The organism is Spirosoma horti (genome assembly GCF_054776595.1).
The window spans coordinates 106,409-128,744 of record NZ_BAAHBQ010000003.1 but is presented as its reverse complement, the minus strand read 5'-3'; the positions used below and the strand labels follow the sequence as shown (position 1 = coordinate 128,744).

The 22,336-nt window shown below is 49.7% G+C and carries 14 protein-coding genes; 10 read left to right on the top strand and 4 right to left on the bottom strand.

The window, feature by feature from the left end:
• Nucleotides 1-38 precede the first annotated feature (38 nt).
• The 3 genes from ACYVAM_RS08490 to ACYVAM_RS08480 are packed head-to-tail and all read right to left on the bottom strand — an operon-like array spanning nucleotide 39 to nucleotide 5,719.
• Entirely contained in the window at nucleotides 39-2,723 is a 2,685-nt protein-coding gene (locus ACYVAM_RS08490; protein ID WP_461065882.1) for an ABC transporter permease, read from the bottom strand.
• A gap of 12 nt (nucleotides 2,724-2,735) precedes the next feature.
• The gene (locus ACYVAM_RS08485; protein WP_461065880.1) at nucleotides 2,736-5,384 is read right to left on the bottom strand and encodes an ABC transporter permease; all 2,649 of its coding nucleotides are present in this window, start codon (nucleotides 5,382-5,384) and stop codon (nucleotides 2,736-2,738) included.
• Entirely contained in the window at nucleotides 5,381-5,719 is a 339-nt protein-coding gene (locus ACYVAM_RS08480; protein ID WP_461065878.1) for a PadR family transcriptional regulator, read from the bottom strand. The genes ACYVAM_RS08485 and ACYVAM_RS08480 overlap by 4 nt, the downstream gene beginning before the upstream one ends.
• Before the next feature lie 226 nt (nucleotides 5,720-5,945).
• Here ACYVAM_RS08480 and trpF point away from each other — a divergent pair, with 226 nt between their 5' ends.
• The 3 genes from trpF (at nucleotide 5,946) to ACYVAM_RS08465 (ending at nucleotide 8,474) form a co-directional block, all read left to right on the top strand.
• On the top strand, nucleotides 5,946-6,584 hold the full coding sequence (gene trpF, locus ACYVAM_RS08475; RefSeq protein WP_461065876.1) for a phosphoribosylanthranilate isomerase: 639 nt from the start codon (nucleotides 5,946-5,948) through the stop codon (nucleotides 6,582-6,584).
• A 228-nt stretch (nucleotides 6,585-6,812) separates the two neighbouring features.
• Nucleotides 6,813-7,331: a PspC domain-containing protein gene (locus ACYVAM_RS08470; protein WP_461065874.1), complete on the top strand. Its 519-nt coding sequence runs from the start codon at nucleotides 6,813-6,815 to the stop codon at nucleotides 7,329-7,331.
• Nucleotides 7,332-7,424: 93 nt separating this feature from the next.
• Nucleotides 7,425-8,474: a LiaI-LiaF-like domain-containing protein gene (locus ACYVAM_RS08465; protein WP_461065872.1), complete on the top strand. Its 1,050-nt coding sequence runs from the start codon at nucleotides 7,425-7,427 to the stop codon at nucleotides 8,472-8,474.
• Between the two features lie 105 nt (nucleotides 8,475-8,579).
• On the opposite strand, the gene ACYVAM_RS08460 is transcribed toward ACYVAM_RS08465, so the two are convergent.
• Nucleotides 8,580-9,596: a GntR family transcriptional regulator gene (locus tag ACYVAM_RS08460; RefSeq protein ID WP_461065870.1), complete on the bottom strand. Its 1,017-nt coding sequence runs from the start codon at nucleotides 9,594-9,596 to the stop codon at nucleotides 8,580-8,582.
• Nucleotides 9,597-9,933: 337 nt separating this feature from the next.
• Here ACYVAM_RS08460 and ACYVAM_RS08455 point away from each other — a divergent pair, with 337 nt between their 5' ends.
• The 7 genes from ACYVAM_RS08455 (at nucleotide 9,934) to ACYVAM_RS08425 (ending at nucleotide 22,305) form a co-directional block, all read left to right on the top strand.
• Entirely contained in the window at nucleotides 9,934-13,164 is a 3,231-nt protein-coding gene (locus ACYVAM_RS08455) for a SusC/RagA family TonB-linked outer membrane protein (protein WP_461065868.1), read from the top strand.
• Between the two features lie 49 nt (nucleotides 13,165-13,213).
• Complete coding sequence (locus ACYVAM_RS08450) at nucleotides 13,214-14,731, top strand: RagB/SusD family nutrient uptake outer membrane protein (RefSeq protein ID WP_461065866.1); 1,518 nt, start codon at nucleotides 13,214-13,216, stop codon at nucleotides 14,729-14,731.
• 432 nt (nucleotides 14,732-15,163) lie between these two features.
• Nucleotides 15,164-17,872, top strand: a complete 2,709-nt coding sequence (locus ACYVAM_RS08445) for a c-type cytochrome (protein ID WP_461065864.1) — start codon at nucleotides 15,164-15,166, stop codon at nucleotides 17,870-17,872.
• A gap of 114 nt (nucleotides 17,873-17,986) precedes the next feature.
• Nucleotides 17,987-18,727 (top strand): 3-keto-disaccharide hydrolase, encoded by a 741-nt coding sequence (locus ACYVAM_RS08440; protein ID WP_461067044.1) that lies wholly within the window; start codon nucleotides 17,987-17,989, stop codon nucleotides 18,725-18,727.
• A 114-nt stretch (nucleotides 18,728-18,841) separates the two neighbouring features.
• Nucleotides 18,842-19,903 carry an aldose 1-epimerase family protein gene (locus tag ACYVAM_RS08435; protein WP_461065862.1) on the top strand — a complete coding sequence of 354 codons (1,062 nt, stop codon included), beginning with the start codon at nucleotides 18,842-18,844 and terminating at the stop codon, nucleotides 19,901-19,903.
• 22 nt (nucleotides 19,904-19,925) lie between these two features.
• Nucleotides 19,926-21,143, top strand: coding sequence for a class I mannose-6-phosphate isomerase (locus ACYVAM_RS08430; protein WP_461065860.1), 1,218 nt, complete (start codon nucleotides 19,926-19,928; stop codon nucleotides 21,141-21,143).
• 130 nt (nucleotides 21,144-21,273) lie between these two features.
• Complete coding sequence (locus ACYVAM_RS08425) at nucleotides 21,274-22,305, top strand: sugar phosphate isomerase/epimerase family protein (RefSeq protein ID WP_461065858.1); 1,032 nt, start codon at nucleotides 21,274-21,276, stop codon at nucleotides 22,303-22,305.
• Nucleotides 22,306-22,336 lie beyond the last annotated feature (31 nt).

Here is a 22,336-nt window from a genome sequence, read left to right as displayed (position 1 = left end):
AGACGCAAATATGCCGCACCGGCGGACCGGTCTCTACATTACTCGCTACGCAAACTGTTCACTGGATTTGTCAACGCGGCTTTGATGCTTTGGAACCCTACGGTTAATAAGGCAATCGCAATCGCCAGCATGCCTGCGAGCGCAAATACCCACCACGCAAGGTCAACTTTGTAAGCGAAATCGTTCAGCCATTGATTCATACCCCACCAGGCAATTGGGGAGGCAAGGGCCAGCGCAATGACCACCAGTTTCAGGAAGTCTTTGGAGAGTAAGGTAACAATACTGCCCACTGAGGCACCCAGCACTTTCCGGACACCAATTTCTTTGGTCCGCTGTTGCGCCGTAAACGTTGCCAGACCGAACAGACCCATGCACGAAATGAGAATGGCAATGGCCGTAGCGGTATTGACGAGCTGGCCCGTTTTCTGCTCCTTCTCGTAGAGTCTGGCAATGGAGTCGTCCAGAAATGTATAGTCAAATTTATTGTCGGGATAGACCGTTTTCCACTGTTGTTCCAGGCTGGCCAGCGTCGCTTTCATGTCGCTGATCTGACGGCCCTTGGTGGCTAGTTTTACCCCAATATTTCCTGATCGCTGCGGCATGTAGCCGATGAACACGGGGCCAATCTTTTCGTGAAACGATTGTTCATGAAAATCAGCCACGACCCCGACAATCGGGTATTTTTTATCCTGAAAACTAAGCAGTTGATTTAAGGCATCGGCTGGTTTTTTGAATCCCAGGGCTTTCGCATAAGTTTCGTTGATGACGAGTTCCCGGAGCGAGTCGCTCTTGGCGTAGTTTCGACCCGCCACCAGGCGCAGCTGATACAGCGGAATGAAATTTTCATCGCCTATTTTGGCCGACACGTCCATCTCCACCTCTTTTTTGCCCTGGTATTTTAGCTTAGTTACCATGTAGGATGAGCCCATCGGTGGAAACCATTCCATCGTAACGCGCTCCACCCCGGCGAGTTGTTTCAATTTCTGTGCCAGTACGGGGCCCTTTTCATTTCGCCCTGGCCGGATCGAAACAATGGCATTGGTCGAAAAGCCCCGGTCTTTGTTGCGCATAAAATTGAGCTGTCGGCTAACCATCAACGTACCAATAATAAACACCAGGGAAACTGTAAACTGAAACACGATCAGGCCCTTCCGAAGGTAGCCTTTCTGGCCGTTGGTAGATGAGGTCTGCCCTTTCAGGGTTACCGCCGGAATATAAGAAGACAGTATCCAGGATGGATAAAATCCCGCCAGGAGGGATGTACTCACCGTTACAGCCAGTAAGAATGCCAGCGTCTGCCAACTGAACAAATCGAACGTCAGTCCCTGGGGCGTTAATGATTGAAACGCGGTAAGAATCGGCTTGACGAGCACCAGCGAAAGGATAACCGCTACAATGGTTAGCAACATTGTTTCGCTCAGGAACTGGAAAATCAGATTGGATCGGCTACTCCCCATCACTTTCCGGATTCCGGTTTCCTTCGCCCGTTGTGTCGACTGCGCCGTTGCTAAGTTAATGAAATTGATGGCGGCAATCAGGAGAATAAACGCGGCAATGGCCATCAGGCCGTAAAGTGTTGGCAAGTGAGCTTTCCGGGCGTAGTTGTCCTGATACGCATCGTTGAAATGAAGGTCGGCCAATGGTTGCAAAGCGGGTGTAAAGTGAAGCTCCATCTCTTTCGTGAAATGGGCTTTGCCAAACCGCTGGAACTGCAGACTGAGTTGGGCGGGCGTTGTTCCCTCGGGAAGCTTGACATAAGCCTGAGAAGCCGACCAAATGTCGTTCCATTGACTCAGGTCTATACTTTGCTTAAGCTGGCTCGCCTGAATGGTGGCAAAGGAAATGAAATCAGTAAAGACAAGATCGCTCGGTTGTGCAAAATCGTTCACAATGCCAGCCACCCGCATGCGTACGGAATCCTGATAAATGACTTCTTTGCCAATCATTTCCTCCACGGGCAATTCGCCAAAATACAGACGGGCTTTTCGGGCTGATAGCACCAGGTCGAATGGCTCCCGCAACGCGGTTTTCGGGTTGCCAGCCAGCCATTGGTACCTGAAAATATCGAAGTACTGCGGCTCGACCACTACAATTTCATCGTGTTTGCTGCCCTCGAATCGCTTTGGCTTTTCCTTTCCGTTTGGAATGAGTACTTCAGACGATATATTGTGAAAAGCGGCTACGGTTTCCAGGCCTGCAATCTCTTTTCTAATGGCGGCTGGAACGGCATTCGGGACGAATCCTACCGGATGCTTCTCATCCGATTTACCATATTGCGCTTCTCCAACCAGACGGTAGACTCGTTCACCGTTCGGGTGGAACGCATCGTAACGCAGTTCATAATTCGTGATCAGGTAGATGACCAGACAGGCAGTTACGCCCAGCGTAAGCCCGAAAAGATTAATCAGCGTACTGCCCTTGTGCTTGGTCAGGTTGCGGAGCGAAGTTTTGAAATAGTTGCGGAACATAAATAAGCTGAATAGTCCTGGTGAAGAATAGTGACCGACTCTTTTACGCTTCAGCGCAAAGGGCCGTATAAACCGGAATACATTGGCCCAATAGCGCCAATTTGCCCTTCGGATCCCTTCCGTTTGAACATCCCGGACGAATCGTTCATACAAATCGCCCTGAACTTCTTCCAGCAAGTGAGAAGCACAAAACCATTCCAACAGCCGGTCGGCTGAGTGGGGCGGTGATACGACAGGTTTGTTCGAGCAGTTCATACTAAGTTGATGTTACTCGCTTTTCAGGCTCTTTATCGGATTGATCATAGCAGCTCGCAGGGACTGCCAGCCAACGGTTAAAAAAGCAATGGAAATGGCAATGATAGCCGTGGCGATAAACATCCAGGCACTAATGCTTATTCGATACGGGTAGTTGTTGAGCCATTCCTGCATGGCATACCAGGCCGCCGGGAACGCGAAAATGAAGGAGAGCGAAACTAACTTCAGGAAATCAGTTGACAGCAATTGGACAATTCCCGATACCGACGCACCTAATACTTTGCGAATGCCAATTTCTTTGGTTCGTCGCTCGGCCGACAGGGTAGCCAGCCCAAAGAGGCCGATGCAGGAAATGAAAATAGTAAGGATAGCTCCAAACAGCATCATCTGTTTCCACTTGGCCTCCGACTCATATCGTTTGAGGTTTTCCTGGTCCATAAACGCATACGAATAAGGACTGATCGGGAATAGCTTTTTAAAGGTTTTTTCAATGGAATGAAGACTGGCCGTCTCGGTGTTGGGTTTGATCTTTATAAATGCCTTTCCGTAATCATTTCCTAACTTCATCGTGAATAATTGCGGTCTAATCTCCTGGCTCAGCGACTCAAAATGATGGTCTTTTACAACGCCGATTACCGTATACGTTTCGTTTCTGAACCAGAAGTCAACGACCTGGCCTATCGGATTTTTCCAGCCCGCTTTCTTAACAAATGTTTCATTGACCAGCACCGACTGCGATGAATCTGACGGGAAGTCCGTTGAGAAATTTCGCCCTTTCAGAACGGGTATTTTAAAGAGGGGAAGGTAGGTTTCATTAACCGTTTCGTAGTCAAAATTTAGTTGTGTTTCCCCGTTGACTTTAGCGATTGTACCCCATCTTCCGCCATTTTTAGGCGCGACATCGATGATCGTCTGATTTATCAGTAATTCTTCTTTTAGCAGTTTGGCTTCACTGCGTTTTAAATTCGATTTGTTAATAATTATCAGATTTTTGTCATCGTAGCCCAGGTCTTTACTGGTCAGGTAATTAAACTGGGAATAAATAGTTAGGGATGCAATAATCAGAAAAGAAGCTAATGTAAACTGTAGCACAACCAATGACTTTTGCAGGTAGTTTTTGCCGGAAAGATTGAATCGGCTATACAACGTTTGAACCGGATTGTAGCTGGATAAAATAAGGGCTGGGTAAAAACCAGCTAATAAGCTGGTTACTAGAAATAAGGCGAAATATCCGGCAACTAGTTTACTGTCAAGTAAGTATGAGAGTGAAAGCGCTTTGTTTGCCAGTTGGTTGAACGTCGGTAGAGCCAGTTCAAGCAGAATAATAGAAAAGAGGAAGGCGGCAAAACATAGGATGAACGATTCACCTAAAAACTGAATGATTAGTTGGGTTCTGGCCCCGCCAACCACCTTTCTGACACCTATTTCTTTTGCCCGCTTCAAGGAACGGGCTACGGTCAAATTGACAAAGTTGATGCAGGCAATCAGCAAAATGAACAGCGCGATACCGGATAAAATATAGGAAAAAGTAGGGTTGCTTTCGTCAACAAGCCCGTTGCTTGCCGGTAGTTCTTTGCTCAGGTGCATGTCGGTCAATGGCTGAAGCGAATACACCGTTTTGCCTGTGATACCAAACTTTTTAGCCACTGACTTGATAGTCTCCTGCGCATCAGCTACATATACCTGATTCATCTTGGTTTCCACCGCTTTAAGGTTTGCACCGGGACTAACTAATACGAAAGTGTTCATGAAGACACTAAACCAATTCTCATTGTTTGCCATGTCGTCATCCTTGATGAGCATAGGCATGAGAATATCAAATTTAACAGACGAATTTTGTGGACATTTTTTAGAAACTCCCGTTACAGTATAAGGCTCAAACTTGCCATCGTCTTTAAAGAATAGCGTTTTTCCTAAGGCGTTGGTTGTGCCAAAATTTTTCTCTGCTACCTCTTCTGAAATTACGACCGATTGTGGATTTTGCAGCGCAGTTTTCGGATTGCCATTCAGCAGGGGAAAGGAGAATACAGAAAAGAAACTGGTATCCGCAAAATGGATTGTCTGGCTTTTTACCTCCAGGCCCTGCTTCATATCTCTATTGTTTTCCCGGTACCGCACAAAGGCCCTTATCTCTGGTACACCCTCGTGAAACTTTGGGCCTGGGAAGATGCCCGTGTAAGGCTGGTAGTTTTCTAATTTCCCTGCGGGCGTCAGCGATTTGCTGGTAATCCGGTAAATCGACGGATTGTTCGCATGAAAGCGGTCATAGCTGACTTCATCTTTGGTATAGAGCATAATCAACATCGCTACGGCCAACCCAAGGCTCAATCCGATGATATTAATGGCCGAATACGCTTTGTTACGAGTCAGGTTTCGAAAGGCGATTTTAATGTAGTTCTGTAACATAGCGGAACTGAATAAGGAGACTGAAGAATATATATTTGGTTTGCGTTTCAAGGCGAAGGGACGAATGAATCGCAGCACATTGAGCCAGTACCGTTGCTTTGCTTTCGAAAGGCCAAACTGCTGCACGTCACGGGAGAATCGTTCGTATAAATCGCCCTGCACTTCTTCGACTAAATGAGGTGCACAGAACCATTCGAGAAGTCGGTCGGCCCAACGGGGTGGTTCGACGGGTTGATGCTTGTTCCCGGCGCTCATAGACTGATGGCCGGTAAAGCACTCGGAGAGATCGAATCCCACAACTGGTCACGCATGGCCCTAATGTCGTGTAAGGCTCGGCTGCCCAGCGCCGTGACCGTAAACAGACGTTTCCGCCGACCGCCCCGCTCGGCGGTCGCTTCGCCCATCTGCGACTTGAGCATGCCTTTTTCTTCCAGCCGATGCAGGGCTGCGTGAACCGCGCTGATGCTTACCGACCGGCCCGTTTGCCGATCCAGCTCATCGGTAATGGCTACGCCATAAGCGCCTTCATGCAGCACCGCAACGGTCAATAAAACCACTTCTTCAAACTCACCCAGGTACGTCCGTTTCATGCCAAAAGAATAAGATTAACTTTTGTAGAACAAATGCTTTGCCAAACCCTTAAATCTGTTTCTCTGATCGGTATTGGCCTGTTTGGCCGGCTAACGAGTGTCCGGAATCGTACACGGTTGTCCGAAGGCGAACAATCCAAAGGGCAAGTGCGTAGGAGTATGGGCCTGTGTCCGTAACTTTGTGGCTACAAACAATCCTTGTCACGGCTTACGGCTTCTTACTATTATGGCTCTCAAAACGCTGGTTAAAATCTCGAATGTTACGAACCTCAGCGATGCCCGCTACTGTGCGGGTATGGGCGTCGACATGCTTGGCTTTTCGATGGATACGGACTCGCCGGACTATGTAGAACCGAAAAAATTCTCCGAAATAAGGGGCTGGCTCGCTGGTGTGCAGATTGTTGGTGAAACCCGGTCGACAGATCCCGAAGTCATTGAGCAACTTCTGGAAATGTACCAGCCCGATTTGTTACAGGTCGACGAAGCGGCTCTGCTTCCTTACCTGAGCACATTGGGTACATCGGATACAGAACTCCGGTTCATTCTTCGGGTCGACGTGGCTCAGCTAACCCTCGACCAGCTCGATACCTTATTGCAAACTGGGGCCGCCAATGCCGATTATGTGTTGCTCGAGAGCAACGGCCCCGTCAATATGGAGGATGACCTGAAAGTACTTCTACAACGGCAGTCGACCCGGTATTCCATTTTGCTGGGAACGGGTATTTCGGCCCAAAATGTTCATGACCTGCTGGCCGAATTATCGTCCGTGCGCGGGATCGCTTTGAGCGGAGGCATTGAAGAACAGCCCGGTAATAAAGAGTTTGGCGAATTGATGGATATTCTCGAAGCCATTGAGGAGGAGTAGAGGTGTAGTTTACGTTTGTAGTTTGTGGTTTGTAGTTAATAGGGCTGACGCGTCCATGCGTGTACTACAAATCACAAACCGTAAATCACGCACCGTAATTCACTACTATGTATTACCTACTATCATTGAAAACATACATCCATCCATAAGCGCGTCCATTCTTCCTATTCTCCTTTCTCAGCAGGCGTTCGTCGGCTAGGTTTACATCGGTTTTAGACACTAGAAGCCATGAACAAACGCTTAGAACGGATTGCTGACCAGGCCCAGATTGGGGGCGTATGCGCTGGTTTAGCCGACTATTTTGGAATTGATCGCGCCCTGGTGCGCGTGTTATTTGTCATCGGGATTTTTCTGCCCCATTTCCCGGCGATCATCATTTATGTTATCTTGTGGATCGCATTGCCGGAGCGTCGTTCGGCTGGCTCTGTGCTTCAATCAACCGTTTACGCAAACCCTATTTTCATGAACCCTTATAATCCCAATAAACCTGCATCGCCCGACCGTAGTCTCCTAGGTGGGGGAATTTTGATTCTCCTTGGCGTCATGTTTTTGATTGACCGCTACTTCGATATCGACTTTGGCGATCTTTGGCCATTTATTCTGATCGCAATTGGTTTATGGTTGATTTTCCGGGATCGTATCCGGACACCCTTCGATCCGAATCAGCACGATCCGTATAAAAGTGATCCGTACAAGAACGATCCTACGCAAAACGACCCCACTAATCCAACCAGCGGTACATTATAAGTGATATATGATGTAGGGTATATAATGTAAGGTTCCTGCCGGGTTCAGTACATCCTATAGCCTACATCATACATCCTACATCTGACAAGTCTTATGCAACGAAGAAACGGATTATTCTGGGGAATTTTTCTGCTCACGCTGGGTGTGCTTTTCCTGGCCCGCAGGGCAGGGGTTTTGGACGTCGATTGGCACTCGCTCGTGAATTTGTGGCCGGTGCTTCTGATTCTGGCCGGCGTTAATGTGATTCTCGAACGACGCGGCAATCCGGCGGCTTTTATTACTACCGTTATGCTGGCCGTCGCTGTACCTACAACCCTGTTTGGCTTTCTATCTCACAATCGGGACCGCGATGAGTTCAATATGCGCTGGAATCACGATGATGACGACGACGATAGTAACAACGAAAGCGATGATGATGACGACGATGACAACGGTACTGCTGATCGTGATAATGAAGACGATTATCGGTCTGAGCGTGATCATCGGGATTCAGAAACGACGGAGACGCATACCAATACGTTTTCCGAATCGATGGAAGGCGACACACGCGAAGCTGTACTGAAGCTATCGGGTGGGGCCGGGCGGTTTTTTATCAGTGAACCAACCTCCGAACTTATCAAAGCGGATACCAAGCAAACGGTTGGTACGTATTCGATGTCCGTGGATCGCGATGCTACAACGCACATTCCGACCATTGAACTAAAGCCAACGGAAGAAAAACAGAATATCGACCTGAAAGATGGGAAGTTTGAAAATCGGGTCGATGTTCACCTGAACGCAACCCCGATCTGGACAATGGACGTAGCGCTGGGCGCTGGTCAGGGTGACCTGGACCTGAGTGCCTATGCGGTAAGAAGTCTGAAACTCGGTGTCGGTGCGGCTGATCTCGATTTAAAACTAGGCGCCAAAGCTGACCAGTCCGACATAAAATTAGATGTAGGTGCCGCTTCGGTTACGGTTCGTATTCCTAAAGAAGTGGGTTGCCAGGTCAAAAAAGACGGGGCGCTCAACTTAGAACAATTAGACGATTTTACCGACGTTGGCGGGGGCGAATTTGTCAGTCCTGGCTACGACACCGCGAAAAAGAAAATGACGATCCGTTTCAACGGCGGCATCTCCCGGTTTAAAGTGGTACGGTATTAAATGTGAGAACCGGGATTTATTTGCTTACTCTGATTTTCTTGATTATCCTTCTGAGCGAAGCAAAATCATGGCAAATCAGAGTAAGCAAATAAATCCCGGTTCTGATTATAATGACTTTCGGACGACCAAGTGGAACGGGTTTTCAACGTGTTCCACGCTGGCGTTTAGGACCAGTTGGGCGGCTGTGCGTCCCATTTGAGCAAAATCGGTGGAAATGACCGTGATCCCATCCAATAGAAATTCTTTCAGGGGCGTGTCGTTGTACGACAGAATGCCCACTTCCTGACCCACAATGTACGGCGTGATTTTAATCCGCTTGATCAGCTCGACCAGATCCTCTTCCATCAGGTTAATGTAGGCATGCTGGGGTTGGATAACTTCATTCTGAATGTCGTTGATCACCCGCGTTTTAAAGCCGTGCTCATAGCAGAACTTGTAGAACCCGTTCAGAATAGCCTTTGGGTGGTAGCTGTAGGAGGGGAAGAGTATACAGATCGTTGTGTATTTTTTCAGAAGCGGCAGGGCGTCCGTCAGTGCCTGATACAGGTCTCGCTCGAAATTTTGAAAGACGGCCCCGTAGCTGCCCGTTATCCCTTCCAGTAACTTATCCAGAATAACCAGTTTGTGCTTGGGCAGGCTATTGATCAGGTCGTCGGCTTTTTCGCCCCCTTCAAAAAAATGCCCGATAATCACATAATGGGTATGGTTGCGGGCCTGCCGCTGGATTAAGTCCCGAAACAATCGAAAATCATTATTATAAATAAAAAAGTCGATCGCTACGCCCGGTCCCAACAGTTCCACAAAGGAGTCGTAGATGATTTTCTTGTGGGCGCTTAACTTGTTGAATAGCAGGAAGATCTTTAAGTTATTTCCGGTTGGCGTATAGTTGATGTAAAAGCCTTTTCCCTTCACGGCTCCAATTATTTCCTTCTCTTTCAGGAGTTCATAGGCGCGCTCGATGGTGCCTTTGGATACATCAAATTCCGCACAAAGTTCGTGGATGGATGGGAGTTTGGCACCCGGTAAAATGTCCCGATTCTCAATGCCTTCCACAATTGAATTATAAATCTGCTGGTACTTTGGCGTGTTTGAGTAGTCGTTTATTTTAATATGATAAAGCATGGCAAGGTAGAAATTGACATTGGGTTGACTGAAAAGTCAGTAAGCCAATGAATGTACTCTAGGTAGTTAGTCGTCAGCGTCGCCTGCCTGTAATTTATAGGGGATCCCCCTGCTTCACACGAGCTTATCTAAAGATCAGGACTTGTAACTACCTGTGTATAGGGGCAGTATACGTTTAGAATTATATTGAAAATATCAAGAATATTAGCCAAATAATGCTAGTAATGGGTATGTATGGGAAAGTTAGAGGAAAGTAGCTGGTAATATTTGGCTATCAAATTAGCTTTTTCCTAAGCCAGTCTATTTCCAACCTCTAGTACACAACCCTGTTATACTCATGAAAAGACTCTATCAGTTAGTAGCACTAAGCATGGTAGCGGGCTCAGTTACCTGTCTTGCGCAGGAGCCCAACCAGAGCCAGCAAAAAGAGCGTTCACTGCCCCGTGAGTTGATGGCATTGAATACCCTGAAAACTGTAGACAAAGCGGCAGTGGATATACCCATAACGGGAAGGGTAACGGACGAAAAGGGAGAGGGGTTACCGGGTGTTAGTGTGGTAGTTAAAGGGTCTACGCAGGGAGCAACGACCGATGGCGAGGGTAGTTTCCGCATTGCGGTGCCTAATGCCAGTGCAACACTGGTGTTCAGTTTTGTTGGTTACGCGAAAAAAGAAGTTGTAGTCGGTAACCAGACGTCGCTGACGGTTGCTCTGTCGCCGGATGATCAGACACTCAATGAAGTCGTTGTAGTGGGCTATGGTAGCCAGTTGAAAAAAGAAATAACGGGCGCTGTTCAGACAGTAAGTGCCGCAGAAATCAAAGATTTGCCCGTTTCGCAGATCGGCCAAAAATTACAGGGCCGGTTGGCCGGGGTTCAAATCAACCAGACTACCGGCAAGCCCGGTCAGGGAATATCCATCCGTATTCGTGGACAGGTGTCGGTAACGGCGGGTAGTGATCCCCTGTATGTCGTCGACGGTTTCCCAATTACGGGGAATATTGCCCAGCTTAACCCCGATGAAATTGAGGATTTGACCGTTCTGAAGGATGCGGCTTCGACGTCGCTCTACGGGTCGCGGGCGGCTAATGGTGTTGTCCTGATTACCACCAAAAAAGGAAAACCCGGCCAAACCAACGTTAGTTTCAATACCTACGCGGGTGTGCAGCAGGTGCCGATGCGCGGTCGGGTAAAAATGCTGAATGCCGTTCAGTTTGCCCAGTTCAAGAAAGAGTTTTACGAAGACCAGTTACAGCCTGTTCCGGATATCTTTCAGAATCCGGCGCAATACGAAGGTAAAAACAACGACTGGTACAATGCCTTGCTGCGGGTAGCGCCTATTCAGAGCTACAATTTGAGTATATCGAACAATACCGAGCGGTCGAATACGTCTTTGGTTGCGGGTGTATTCAACCAGGATGGGGTTGTACTGAATAACAAGTACAAGCGGTATTCCCTGCGGATGAACTCGAACTATAATTTATCGAAGAGCGTGTCGGTCGGCTTCAATGCGGCCCCATCCTACGTGTTCGATAATACACCCCGAACTGACGGCGACCGGGGAACGGGCATTCTGTTCAATGCGCTCCATACCTGGCCGATCATGCCCATTTATGACGCCAATGGCCAACTGACTAAGTACAATACGCTGCCCAGTAGCACGGGTAATATTTTCAATTATCCGAACTGGGTACGGGCTGCCAATGAATTGATCAATGAAACGAAGAATACGAATTTATTGGCCAACGCGTACATTCAATACCGGCCGATCAGCGGATTGACACTAAAATCGACCATCAATATTGAATACCTGAACTCCAAGTTCTTTTACTTCAACCCGTCGACCGCCACGAGCGCCATCAATGTCCCAATACCGACAACGGCCTCATCGACCCGGCAGAGTTTGGAAAACGTATCCTGGCTGAATGAAAACTTAGCGACGTACGCAAGAAGTTTCAACGACCATAATTTTGAACTGCTGGCGGGCTTTACGAACCAGAAGTATCGGCAGGAATTTACCCGAATCTCGGCTAACACCTATGCGGACGATCGGCTGCCAACGATCCAGGGAGCGCTCAATATCGACCGGGCGGGTAATCCCTCCAACACAAGGAATGATATTCAGCAATGGACCCTGACGTCTTATCTGTCCCGGCTGACCTATAATTACAAAGGAAAATACCTGTTTACGGCCGCTATTCGGGCCGATGGCTCCTCCCGGTTTGGGGCAAACAACCAGTTTGGTACGTTCCCTTCCGCGTCGGTGGGCTGGGTTCTATCAGACGAAAATTTCCTCAAGCCTATTCAACAGGTCTCGTTTGCCAAAGTTCGGGCCAGCTATGGCGTAATCGGCAACAACAACATTGGTAACTATACCCAGTATGCGCTGGTCAACAATACGACGAACGCTGTTTTCGGCAGCAACGTAGCTACGGGCGCTGTTGTCTCATCGCTGGCAAACCCAAATTTGGGCTGGGAAACCACGCGTCAATTTGATGCCGGCCTTGACTTAGGACTCTTCAACGACCGGGTCCAGTTCGTTTATGACTTCTATACCAAACGAACGACAAACCTACTATATGCCGTCCAGATTCCACAGGAATCCGGATTCACCAACTACAACGACAACATTGGCGAGATTAAGTTCTGGGGCCATGAGTTCTCGTTGACGACGAAAAACACGACGGGTCGGTTGAAGTGGACAACGAACGCTAATATCTCCTTCAACCGGAATGTGGTAGTTTCTCTGGCTCCCGGTATCGACCGGGTCTATGGAGGTACGGGTTTCCACATTACGCAGGTCGGTAAGCCCTTTGGCCAGTTCTATGGCCTGGTCAAGGAAGGGTATTATAAAACGGCCGAAGAACTACGGACGTCGCCTGTCATTCCAGGTCGTTCAGCCATTGGTACGATCAAGTTCAAGGATGTGAACGGCGATGGCATCATCACGAACGGGGGTGACCTCGATGACCGGACTATTCTGGGTAGCCCATTTCCGAAGTTTACCTACGGCATTACAAACGATCTGAAGTACGGCAATTTCGACCTCTCGATTACCGGTTCTGGCTCCTACGGAAACCAGCTTTGGGTACGTCACTTGTATAGCACCGCTAACCTGGACGGCGTTTTCAATATGGTTGAGGGCGTGAAAGATCGCTTCCGTGTTCAGAATACCCAGGTTGTAAATAATGGCATTACGACAAGTGTTGCTACCAACATAATTACACAGGGAGCAGGTCAGTTTGGCGCAACGAATAACGGCGGGAACTTCACGGGTATTGAGCGAGACTGGCATAGTTCGCAATTTTTGGCCGATGCCTCGTTCTTCACCATCAAAAACATAACCCTGGGCTACAGCTTCGGTCCGTTGAACAAGTTCTTCCGGTCGGCCCGGCTCTATGCTTCCGTGCAGCAGGTCTACGTATTTACAAAGTACTGGGGTGGGCCAAATCCGGAAACCAGTGGCAATGGCGCCGGCGACGGGCCTGGCGACAACTTGAGCCAGGGTGTCGATTATTCAAACTATCCGGTTCCACGTACGTACACGGCCGGGATCAACCTGAACTTCTAAGCCAGCAAGCTTATCAAACTCATTTTCAATAGTCTAATTTCCTCATAGAATGAAAACAAGACTTATCGCTACCTGGTTACTAGGCGTTGCGCTGACCGGTTGCCAGAAAGATTTCTTAACTGTAATACCGGAAACGGCCCTGAGTTCGGCCACTTTCTTCAAAACAGAAGCCGATTTTCAACAAGCCGTCAACGGGGCGTATGTGCCGTTTCGACAGATGTATAATGAACGGGCATGGGTGCTGGAAGAAATGCACTCCGACAATACTTACTACGCCCGGAATACATTGTATGGTGCCGTAGACCCAACGGAGAACGTAGCTGATTTTGCCGTTCCGACGGCCAATGGCGTTACGGCAAACGATAACGTATTGCAGCAGTTTCGCCTGAATTACGTCATTATTTCGCGGGCCAACCAAATTCTATCACTGATCGATGGGACCGGCATCCCGTTCACCAGCGATGCTGTCAAAAATAACATCAAGGGCCAGGCTTCCTTTCTCCGGGCGTTTGCCTACTTCGATCTGGTTCGTTTGTTCGGCAAAGTGCCGCTGCATTTGACGCCGGTTGTCGGGCGCGAAGATGCCGCCTTGCCGCTATCGACAACAGATGAGATCTATGCTCAAATCGAGAAAGATGCCTTAGCCGCCAGTACTGCCCTACTTAACAAAAAAGGCCAGGAACTCGGCCGGGCCACGTCGGGGGCGGCTAAAACGCTACTGGCGAATTTATATATTACCCAGAAGAAATGGGCTCAGGCTGAACCAATACTGAGAGACGTGATCACTAAAGACGGGTACTCGTTGATGCCGGATTATAACGACGCCTTTTCGTACACTAGTGCCAATAAGAACAATGCAGAATCGGTGTTTGAGATTCAGTATATGGAAGGGTCTGCCGGGTATAATGGCAATCAGATCTACCGGTTTTTGCCGTCTCCCATAACCGCTGCGGAGATCGCCCCCATCGTGGGTACGTCGAATCCCCAGCCTACCTCGCAGGAAAGCAACAATATTCCGACGCCAGATCTTATCGCTGCCTACGAACCCGGCGACAAACGGAAGGATATTTCGATCGGAACCGTTACGTTGAGCACCAGTCTTCGGGCTGTAAAAGAATACCCGTATATTAAAAAATATGCGCGGCCGCATTCGTTGAATAACAATACGGGTCAAAACTGGCCGGTGTATCGCTACGCTGAAGTGCTTCTCTTTATGGCTGAAGCCCTAAATGAGCAAGGCAAAGCGGGTGAGGCAGCTACTTACATCAATCAGGTTCGTGCGCGTGCGGGTCTGGCGGCAACCAAAGCAACGGCGCAGGCTGATATGCGGGAAGCTATCTTTAAGGAAAGACGCGTTGAGCTGGCTTTTGAAAACAAGCGCTGGTTTGATCTGACCCGAACGGGTCGCGTGAAGGAAATCATTGGGGCCTATGGCGCCAAGGTAAAAGCCAATCCAGCCGCTTATTATTTCCCCGCTGGAGCCGTTCCACCACCCAATGCCTTTACGGTTCTGGATGATTATTATGGACTGCCCGCTGTTGAGTCGGCCTTAACGCCATATTTCTGATGGCTAAAGGCACAACGTCTGATTATTGACTGCGTGTTGATGTGGTGTTAGTTTCTCAAAACTGACAAGCGAGGTTTCTTAAAACGAAAGGATCAATTAAGGAAGTTTTGAGAATTACAACGGCGTACTGTCCTCGCCTGTCGGGTTCTTGAACCCGACATTACAAAGTCAAATTTACGTATAACACAATGGACGTTTTGAGCCGCAAAGAAACTGAAATTCATTCCTTTTTTATGTTTAATGTAGGTTGGTAATACTGAATCAATAGAAGCAGAATCGTTTCGGCTCTGCTTCTTTTCTTTCCTTTATCAGCCAAAGCAGGGTCGGTATATTGCCTTGTCAATATGCTTTATACGGAGAAGTATACACCTGATTGTCATTCGACATGCCGCCAACGAGGCATTGTTACAAACTTACTTACTCAATAGAACTATGTTGTTCACGTACAAACCAGCCAAACTACTACTAGTCGTTGCAGCGTTCGCTCTCATCGGAACGTCCTGGATTAGTATGCAGGGTGCAAATTCGACAAATCCGGTTGCTGATAACCCCAAAATCGATAAGTTGAAGCTACTGCCCGGCTTTAAAGCGGAGCACTTATACAGCCCCTCCGATAACAAAGAGGGCTCCTGGGTAGCGATGGCCTTTGATGACAAAGGCCGCATGATTACCTCCGATCAATATGGATTTTTATATCGGCTCGAACTGCCGCCAGTTGGTTCGGGCTCGTCGCAGCCTAAAATAGAGAAGCTGAAAGTGGGTGTTGTTCAACCCGGCGACACAACAGTGGTTATGGGCTACGCGCAAGGCTTGCTATATGCCTTCAATAGCCTCTACGTGATGGTGAACAATTGGCAAAACAAGAAATTCGATAAGGGAAGCGGGCTCTATCGGCTGCAGGACACCGATGGCGACGACCAATTCGACAAGGTAACCTTACTAAAAGCCCTGAAAGGTGAACCGGGCGAACATGGGCCCCATAGTATAAAACTCTCGCCCGATAAGAAATCGATATATGTCATTGCCGGTAACCATACCGATGTGCCGGAAATGGACGCCTACCGGTTGCCATCCAACTGGAAAGAAGATAATCTGTTCCCGCAAATAAAAGACCCCCGTGGCCACGCCAATAACCGAACGGCCCCTGGTGGCTGGATTGCTAACATTGATCCGGAAGGAAAGCGCTGGGAACTGATCGGCGCTGGTTTTCGGAATGCATTCGATATTGCCTTCAACGAAGCTGGTGATATGTTTGCCTATGATTCGGATATGGAGTGGGATTTTGGTCTGCCCTGGTATCGGCCTACCCGCATCTGCCACGTGCCTAGTGGTGCTGAGTTTGGCTGGCGGACAGGCAATGGCAAATGGCTCCCCGGCAACCCTGACAATCTGCCACCAGTCCTGAACATTGGTCAGGGGTCGCCAACGAACCTTGTTTTTGGCGAAAATGCCCGCTTTCCGGAACGCTATCGTCAATCGCTGTTTGCCTTCGACTGGAGCTTCGGGATTATATATTCGATTAAATTGAAACCTAAAGGAGCATCGTACGAAGCTGATCGAGAGGAGTTTATCTCGGGGTCACCGCTTCCTTTGACGGATGGTATGTTCGGTCCCGATGGCGCGTTGTATTTCCTGACGGGTGGGCGTCGCCTGGAGTCGGATCTATACCGGATCACCTATACCGGCACCGAATCCGTAACGCCTGTTGCCAAGGCGCCCGTGTTGACCAAAGAGCATCAGCTCAGAACTCAACTGGAGCAGTATCATCACGGGGCTAACCCGGCCGCTGTTGCCGCTGCCTGGCCTAACTTAAATCACCCCGACCGTTTTGTGCGGTATGCTGCCCGAATTGCCGTTGAACACCAGCCGGTAGCCCAGTGGCAAAGTAAGGTATTTACCGAGACAGACCCACAACGCTTAACCCAGGCCGCTATCGCGCTGGCCCGTCAGGGCGATGCCGCGCAGAAAAGCAAACTGCTCAATGCGCTGGTCACGATAAAATACGATCAGTTGCCAGAGTCGCAGCAGTTTGACCTCTGCCGGGCATTCGAACTGGTTTTCCTGCGGATGGGCATGCCTGAGGGAGCCGATAAAGAAAAAGTAATCGCCTACCTGAACCCGCATTATCCAGCAAAAACTGCCCTGATGAACCGGGGTCTTAGCAAGGTCCTGATTGCACTCGAAGCTCCGGGCGTGGTTACGAAGACGCTGGCGTTGATGGACATCAAAGATGAACCGGGAAGTAAAGACCTGGGCCTCGAAACCAGCACGGCCTCGTCCGATCTTATCCTGCGTAACCCGCAATACGGGCTGGACATCGCCAGTATGCTGGCGAAAGTACCGCCCCTGCAACAAACATTCTATGCCGTTATGCTTAGCCGGGAAGATACGGGCTGGACGCCGGAACTTCGGGCAAAATACTTCTCCTGGTTCGGAAACGCATTCAAATACCAGGGCGGCCGCAGCTATGTCGGCTTCATTGACAGAGCGCGTAAACTGGCGTTGAACCACGTACCGAAAGACCAGTTTGAGAAATACAACAAATTGTCGGGGGCGGACTTGCTGTCGGCATCGGGTAACGATTTCGTGAGCGACTACGCTCCTAAAGGGCCCGGTCGTCGGTGGGAGCTGGACAAGGCGGTGGCGGTGCTGGATAGTGGGTCGACCAGCCGCAACTTCGACACCGGCAAGAAAATCTATTCAGCCATTTTGTGCAGCCGTTGCCACTCAATGGGTGGCCAGGGTGGTGACATTGGTCCCGACCTGACCCAGCTTGGTACCCGGTTCTCCAACAAAGATATTCTGGAAGCCATCATCTATCCCGACAAAGCCATCTCGGACCAATACGTATCCAGCATTTTTACGCTGAAAAATGGGGAGTCTGTATTGGGTCGTCTGGTTAATGAAGACAAGGCAAGTTACTCCATTTCCCAGAACCCGTTTGCGCCCGACCAGTTACGGAAGGTGGCCAAGAAAGACGTGGTGTCGAAGAAAAACTCAACCGTCTCCATTATGCTGCCGGGCCTGATCAACAGCCTGAATCCCGACGAACTTAAAGACCTGGTCGCTTACCTGAAATCGGGTGGTAATCAGAATAATGAAGTCTACAAAGCAGCTAGTGGCGGCTCGAAAGGCAAATAATCATGTAGCGCGGTGGCTATGCGGACAAGATGTCGGAATGCCGCACCACCGCGTTACCAAAAACAAACTGAAAGAATGAGAAAAATCAGTATTAACGTTATGCGTTTTGGGCTTATGCTGGCTGTTGGCCTGACGGTAAGTCTGGGAACGTCCTGCATAGCACAAAAGAAGAGTAAAGACGGATTTGTCCAGATATTCGATGGCAAAACGCTGAAAGGCTGGGACGGCGATCCGACGTACTGGCGGGTGGAGAACGGCAATCTGGTGGGCGAAATAACCCCGACAACGCTCCTGAAAACCAACAACTTTATCATTTGGCGGGGTGGCGAACCCGGCGATTTTGAGTTCAAGGGTGAGTTCAATATCACCTCCGATGGGAACTCCGGCATTAACTACCGAAGCGATCAGTTGACCGATGTCCCGTTTGCGCTGCGCGGGTATCAGGCCGATATCGATGGCAAGAATCGCTATACCGGTCAGAACTATGAAGAGCGCAAGCGGACTACGCTGGCGTATCGTGGTCAGAAAACGACGATTCCAGCCTATACCGGTGACGCCACACCCGAAGCCGTTCGGGCCAATGTGAAGAACAACGCCTGGGGTGCCTTAACGGTGACCGGCTCGCTGGGAAATTCTGACTCCCTGAAGACGAAGATTAAAGCGGAAGACTGGAACACGTTTCGGCTGGTCATAAAAGGCAATCGGTTGCAACACTACATTAACGATGTGCTCATGAGTGATGTCACCGATGAAGACACCGTTAACGGCAAAGCCAAAGGTCTTCTGGGTGTGCAGGTACACGTTGGCCCGCCCATGAAAGTGCAATACCGCAACCTGATGCTGAAGCAGTTGTAAGATATGTTTGTGGTTTACGGTTTGTAGTTAGCTAGCCCATGCGTATTGCTTTCTCCGGTCCGCCAACCACAAACCGTAAACGACAAACCACAAACAGTAAACCGTACATTACCCTTGACTCAACAACCCTGGACAGATAAAGTCACTAATCCGGCGCAAGTAGGCGGAATCGAAACATCCATTCTGGATAATGGAACGGGGCGCGGCACCCGCATCGCCTGGATCAATACCGGAACGGGCCTCCGCTATAAAGTGGTCATTGATCGGGCGATGGATATCGCTGATGCTTTCTATAATCAACATAGCCTGGCCTGGCTCAGTCACACGGGAATAACCCCGCCCCAGCCTTTTTCGGACAAGGGTGCCGACTGGCTCCGCACCTTTGGGGGTGGCTTGCTCATTACCTGCGGGCTATCGCATGTGGGCGGCCCCGAGCAGGATGCCTATGGTGAACGCGGCCTACATGGACAGATAAGCAACAGCCCCGCTGAAATCGAATCCATTATCCAGCCCGATCTGTTGACCGGCCAACTCGACATGAGTATCACCGGCCGAATAAAGGAAACGAAAATATTTGGCCCCAGCCTTGAACTGAGACGGACTATATCGGGCACGTTGGGACAGCCATATATTCGGATTCACGACGAAGTTATCAACCGGGGCAACACGCCCATGCCACACATGCTGCTGTATCACTTCAATTTCGGCTGGCCTCTGGTCGATGAAGGCACAGATATTATCTGGCAGGGGGACTGGGAAGCCCGTGATGGTGGGATCAACGCCGAAATTTTTCACGAAGGCAACGATTTTCGTAAGTGTCCGGCTCCTCTGGCTACGCACAGCGGCACGGGTGAAGCCGTCGCATCGATCAACGCTACTCCTGATCAGTCAGGCCTTTGTACGACTGGTCTACACAACGAGAAACTGGGTATAGCTATGGCATTGCGGTTTCGCAAGGACCAATTGCCCTGGTTGATCAACTGGCAGCATTGGGGGAAAGGGGAGTACGTAACCGGCCTCGAACCCGCTACCAATCCGCTGATCGGCCAGGCAAAAGCCCGTGAACAGCAGGAACTCCTGTTTCTGGCACCCGGAGAAATCCGCTCATACGATCTGGAAATTGAAATTTTACATGAGAAAGCCGCTCTCAATGACTTTCTGACAAAACACCGCTAAGCAGATTACTAATAAAACCTGTATGGAAACAACGACAACATTCAGTTTGATAGAAAAAGCATTGGAACAGGGGCAGGGCGTCCTGCGGCTGACTCCAACCTGGGTGCCCCGGTCCTTCTGCGTCCCTGGCCGTCGAATTAAGCTGCACCCCGACGATTATTATGTGCTGGGGGGCGAACGGGGCGGCATCGACGAACGCTGGTTCTCGTCGACGACACCCGCTAAAAATGGACCGTTGACCGGTGAAAACGAAGGCTTGAGCCACGTTGTGTTCAACGATGGAGGAGCGGAGGTTCAGTTTTTGCTGAAAGATGCCGTAAACGAATTGAAAGGGGAACTGATCGGCGACCGTCTGTGGAACGAGTATGGCGCCTGGCCAATGTACTCCAAGTTTTTCGATAACATGGGGCCTTTGCCGCATCACCTGCACCATAATGATGAACAGGCGGCTCTAATTGGCCAATTGGGCAAACCCGAAGCGTATTATTTTCCGCCCCAGGTCAATAACCACGGTGGCGATTTTCCTTATACATTTTTTGGGATTGCCCCCGGCACCACAAGAGAGCAAATAAAGGAGTGCCTGCAAAACTTCACCAAAGGCGATAACAAGATCACGAATTATTCGTCGGCCTATCGACTGGAACCGGGAACGGGTTGGGACGTACCGCCGGGATTGCTTCATGCGCCGGGTAGTATGTGTACCTACGAGCCCCAGAAAGCCTCTGATGTCTTCGCCATGTATCAATCGCTGGTAAACGAAGCCATTATTCCGGAAGAGCTGCTCTGGAATGGGACACCCAAAGATCGCATCGGTGATTTCGACCAATTGATGGAAGCCATCGACTGGGACCTGAACGTTGATCCGCAGATGATGGCCAATCGGTTCATGAAACCCCTGCCCGCCCGGCCGCTTGAGGAAATGGAAGGCTACGTCGAAAACTGGGTTTGTTACAAGTCCGATGCCTTCAGTGCGAAAGAGTTGACTGTTTTCCCCGGCCAGACGGTAACCATCAAAGACAGTGCTGCCTACGGCCTGATCATGATGCAGGGACACGGTAAACTAAACGACTGGGACATTGAAACACCCGCGCTGATTCGGTACGGGCAGCTGACAAATGACGAGTTTTTTGTAAGCGAAAAAGCGGCCATGGCGGGTGTCACCATCGTAAATGCCTCGACAACGGACCCGATTGTGATGCTGAAACACTTTGGACCCGGCAATCCTGATTTAGTATTGTAAAATCTGTTTGTGGTTACGGTTTACGTCGTGTATCCATGACACGAGCCATGGATGATGACACGGGCCACGGATACGCAACCGTAAACCACAAATGACAAACCACAATCTATAACCTACAAACCAATCCCTCATGAACGAGAATAACTATCCTAAACTCCACAATGCGACCTGGCCGGGTATTGTCGGGAAAGGTCCGGATTCAGAGCCACCCATTCCGTTTGATACCATGCTCGAAATGACGGCTGCCGCTGAGGTGGACGGCGTCAAATTCGACGGTATTGATATTGGTCTGCTTGATCCCCATATCAATATTGATAGCACGGACGATGACATCAAACGTCTGGTGGATAAAGTGTCCGGTTATAACCTTGAAATTGGTTCGCTGGTAGCCCCCATCTGGGCGGGTTCGGCCATGGGCAGTAAAGAAGAACGGGCTACGTTTGTCGAGATGGTGCGCAAAGCCTGTCACTTTGGGCAGCGGCTGCGCGAATTGGGTATCCGGCCGAGTGGCATTGTGCGCATTGACTCGTCCAGCTCGCCCCAGGCTTGGGATGCCGATCCGGAAGGGAATTCAAAAATCATTGCGCAAACGTTCCGGGAAGCCTGCGACGTCGCTGCTGACTTTGGCGAAAAGCTGGCCGCTGAAGGCGAAATCTGCTGGGGCGGGATGCAAAGCTGGAAAACCATGCTCGAAACGCTGGAAGCGGTCGATCGCCCGAATATGGGTTTTCAAGCTGACATGGCCCATACCTTGTTGTATACACTAGGCTATAACCGCGAGCAGGATCGTATTTTGCCCCCCGACTTCGACTGGAGTGATCGGAAAACGCTGGAAGAAGCCCTGAAAACAATAACAAAAGCCCTGCGTCCGTGGACAATCGATTTCCACGTGGCTCAGAATGACGGTACCGTATTTGGCTCTGGCTCACACGATAAGACCGGTCGGCACTGTCAGGCGTTGGACCCAAACGGCAAACTCGATGTCGTTCACGATGCCGGATACTGGTTACGCGACGAAAATGGCGTACTTACCAAAGCATTTAAGCATATCTGTTGGGACGGTTGCATGTTCCCCAATGCCGTGATGAACAATCAGCAAACCTGGAATGATATTCTGGGAACGATGATCAAGGTGCGAAATGAACACGGCTGGCGTGAATAGTCGGTAAACCGAATACCCTAAACCGAATCCC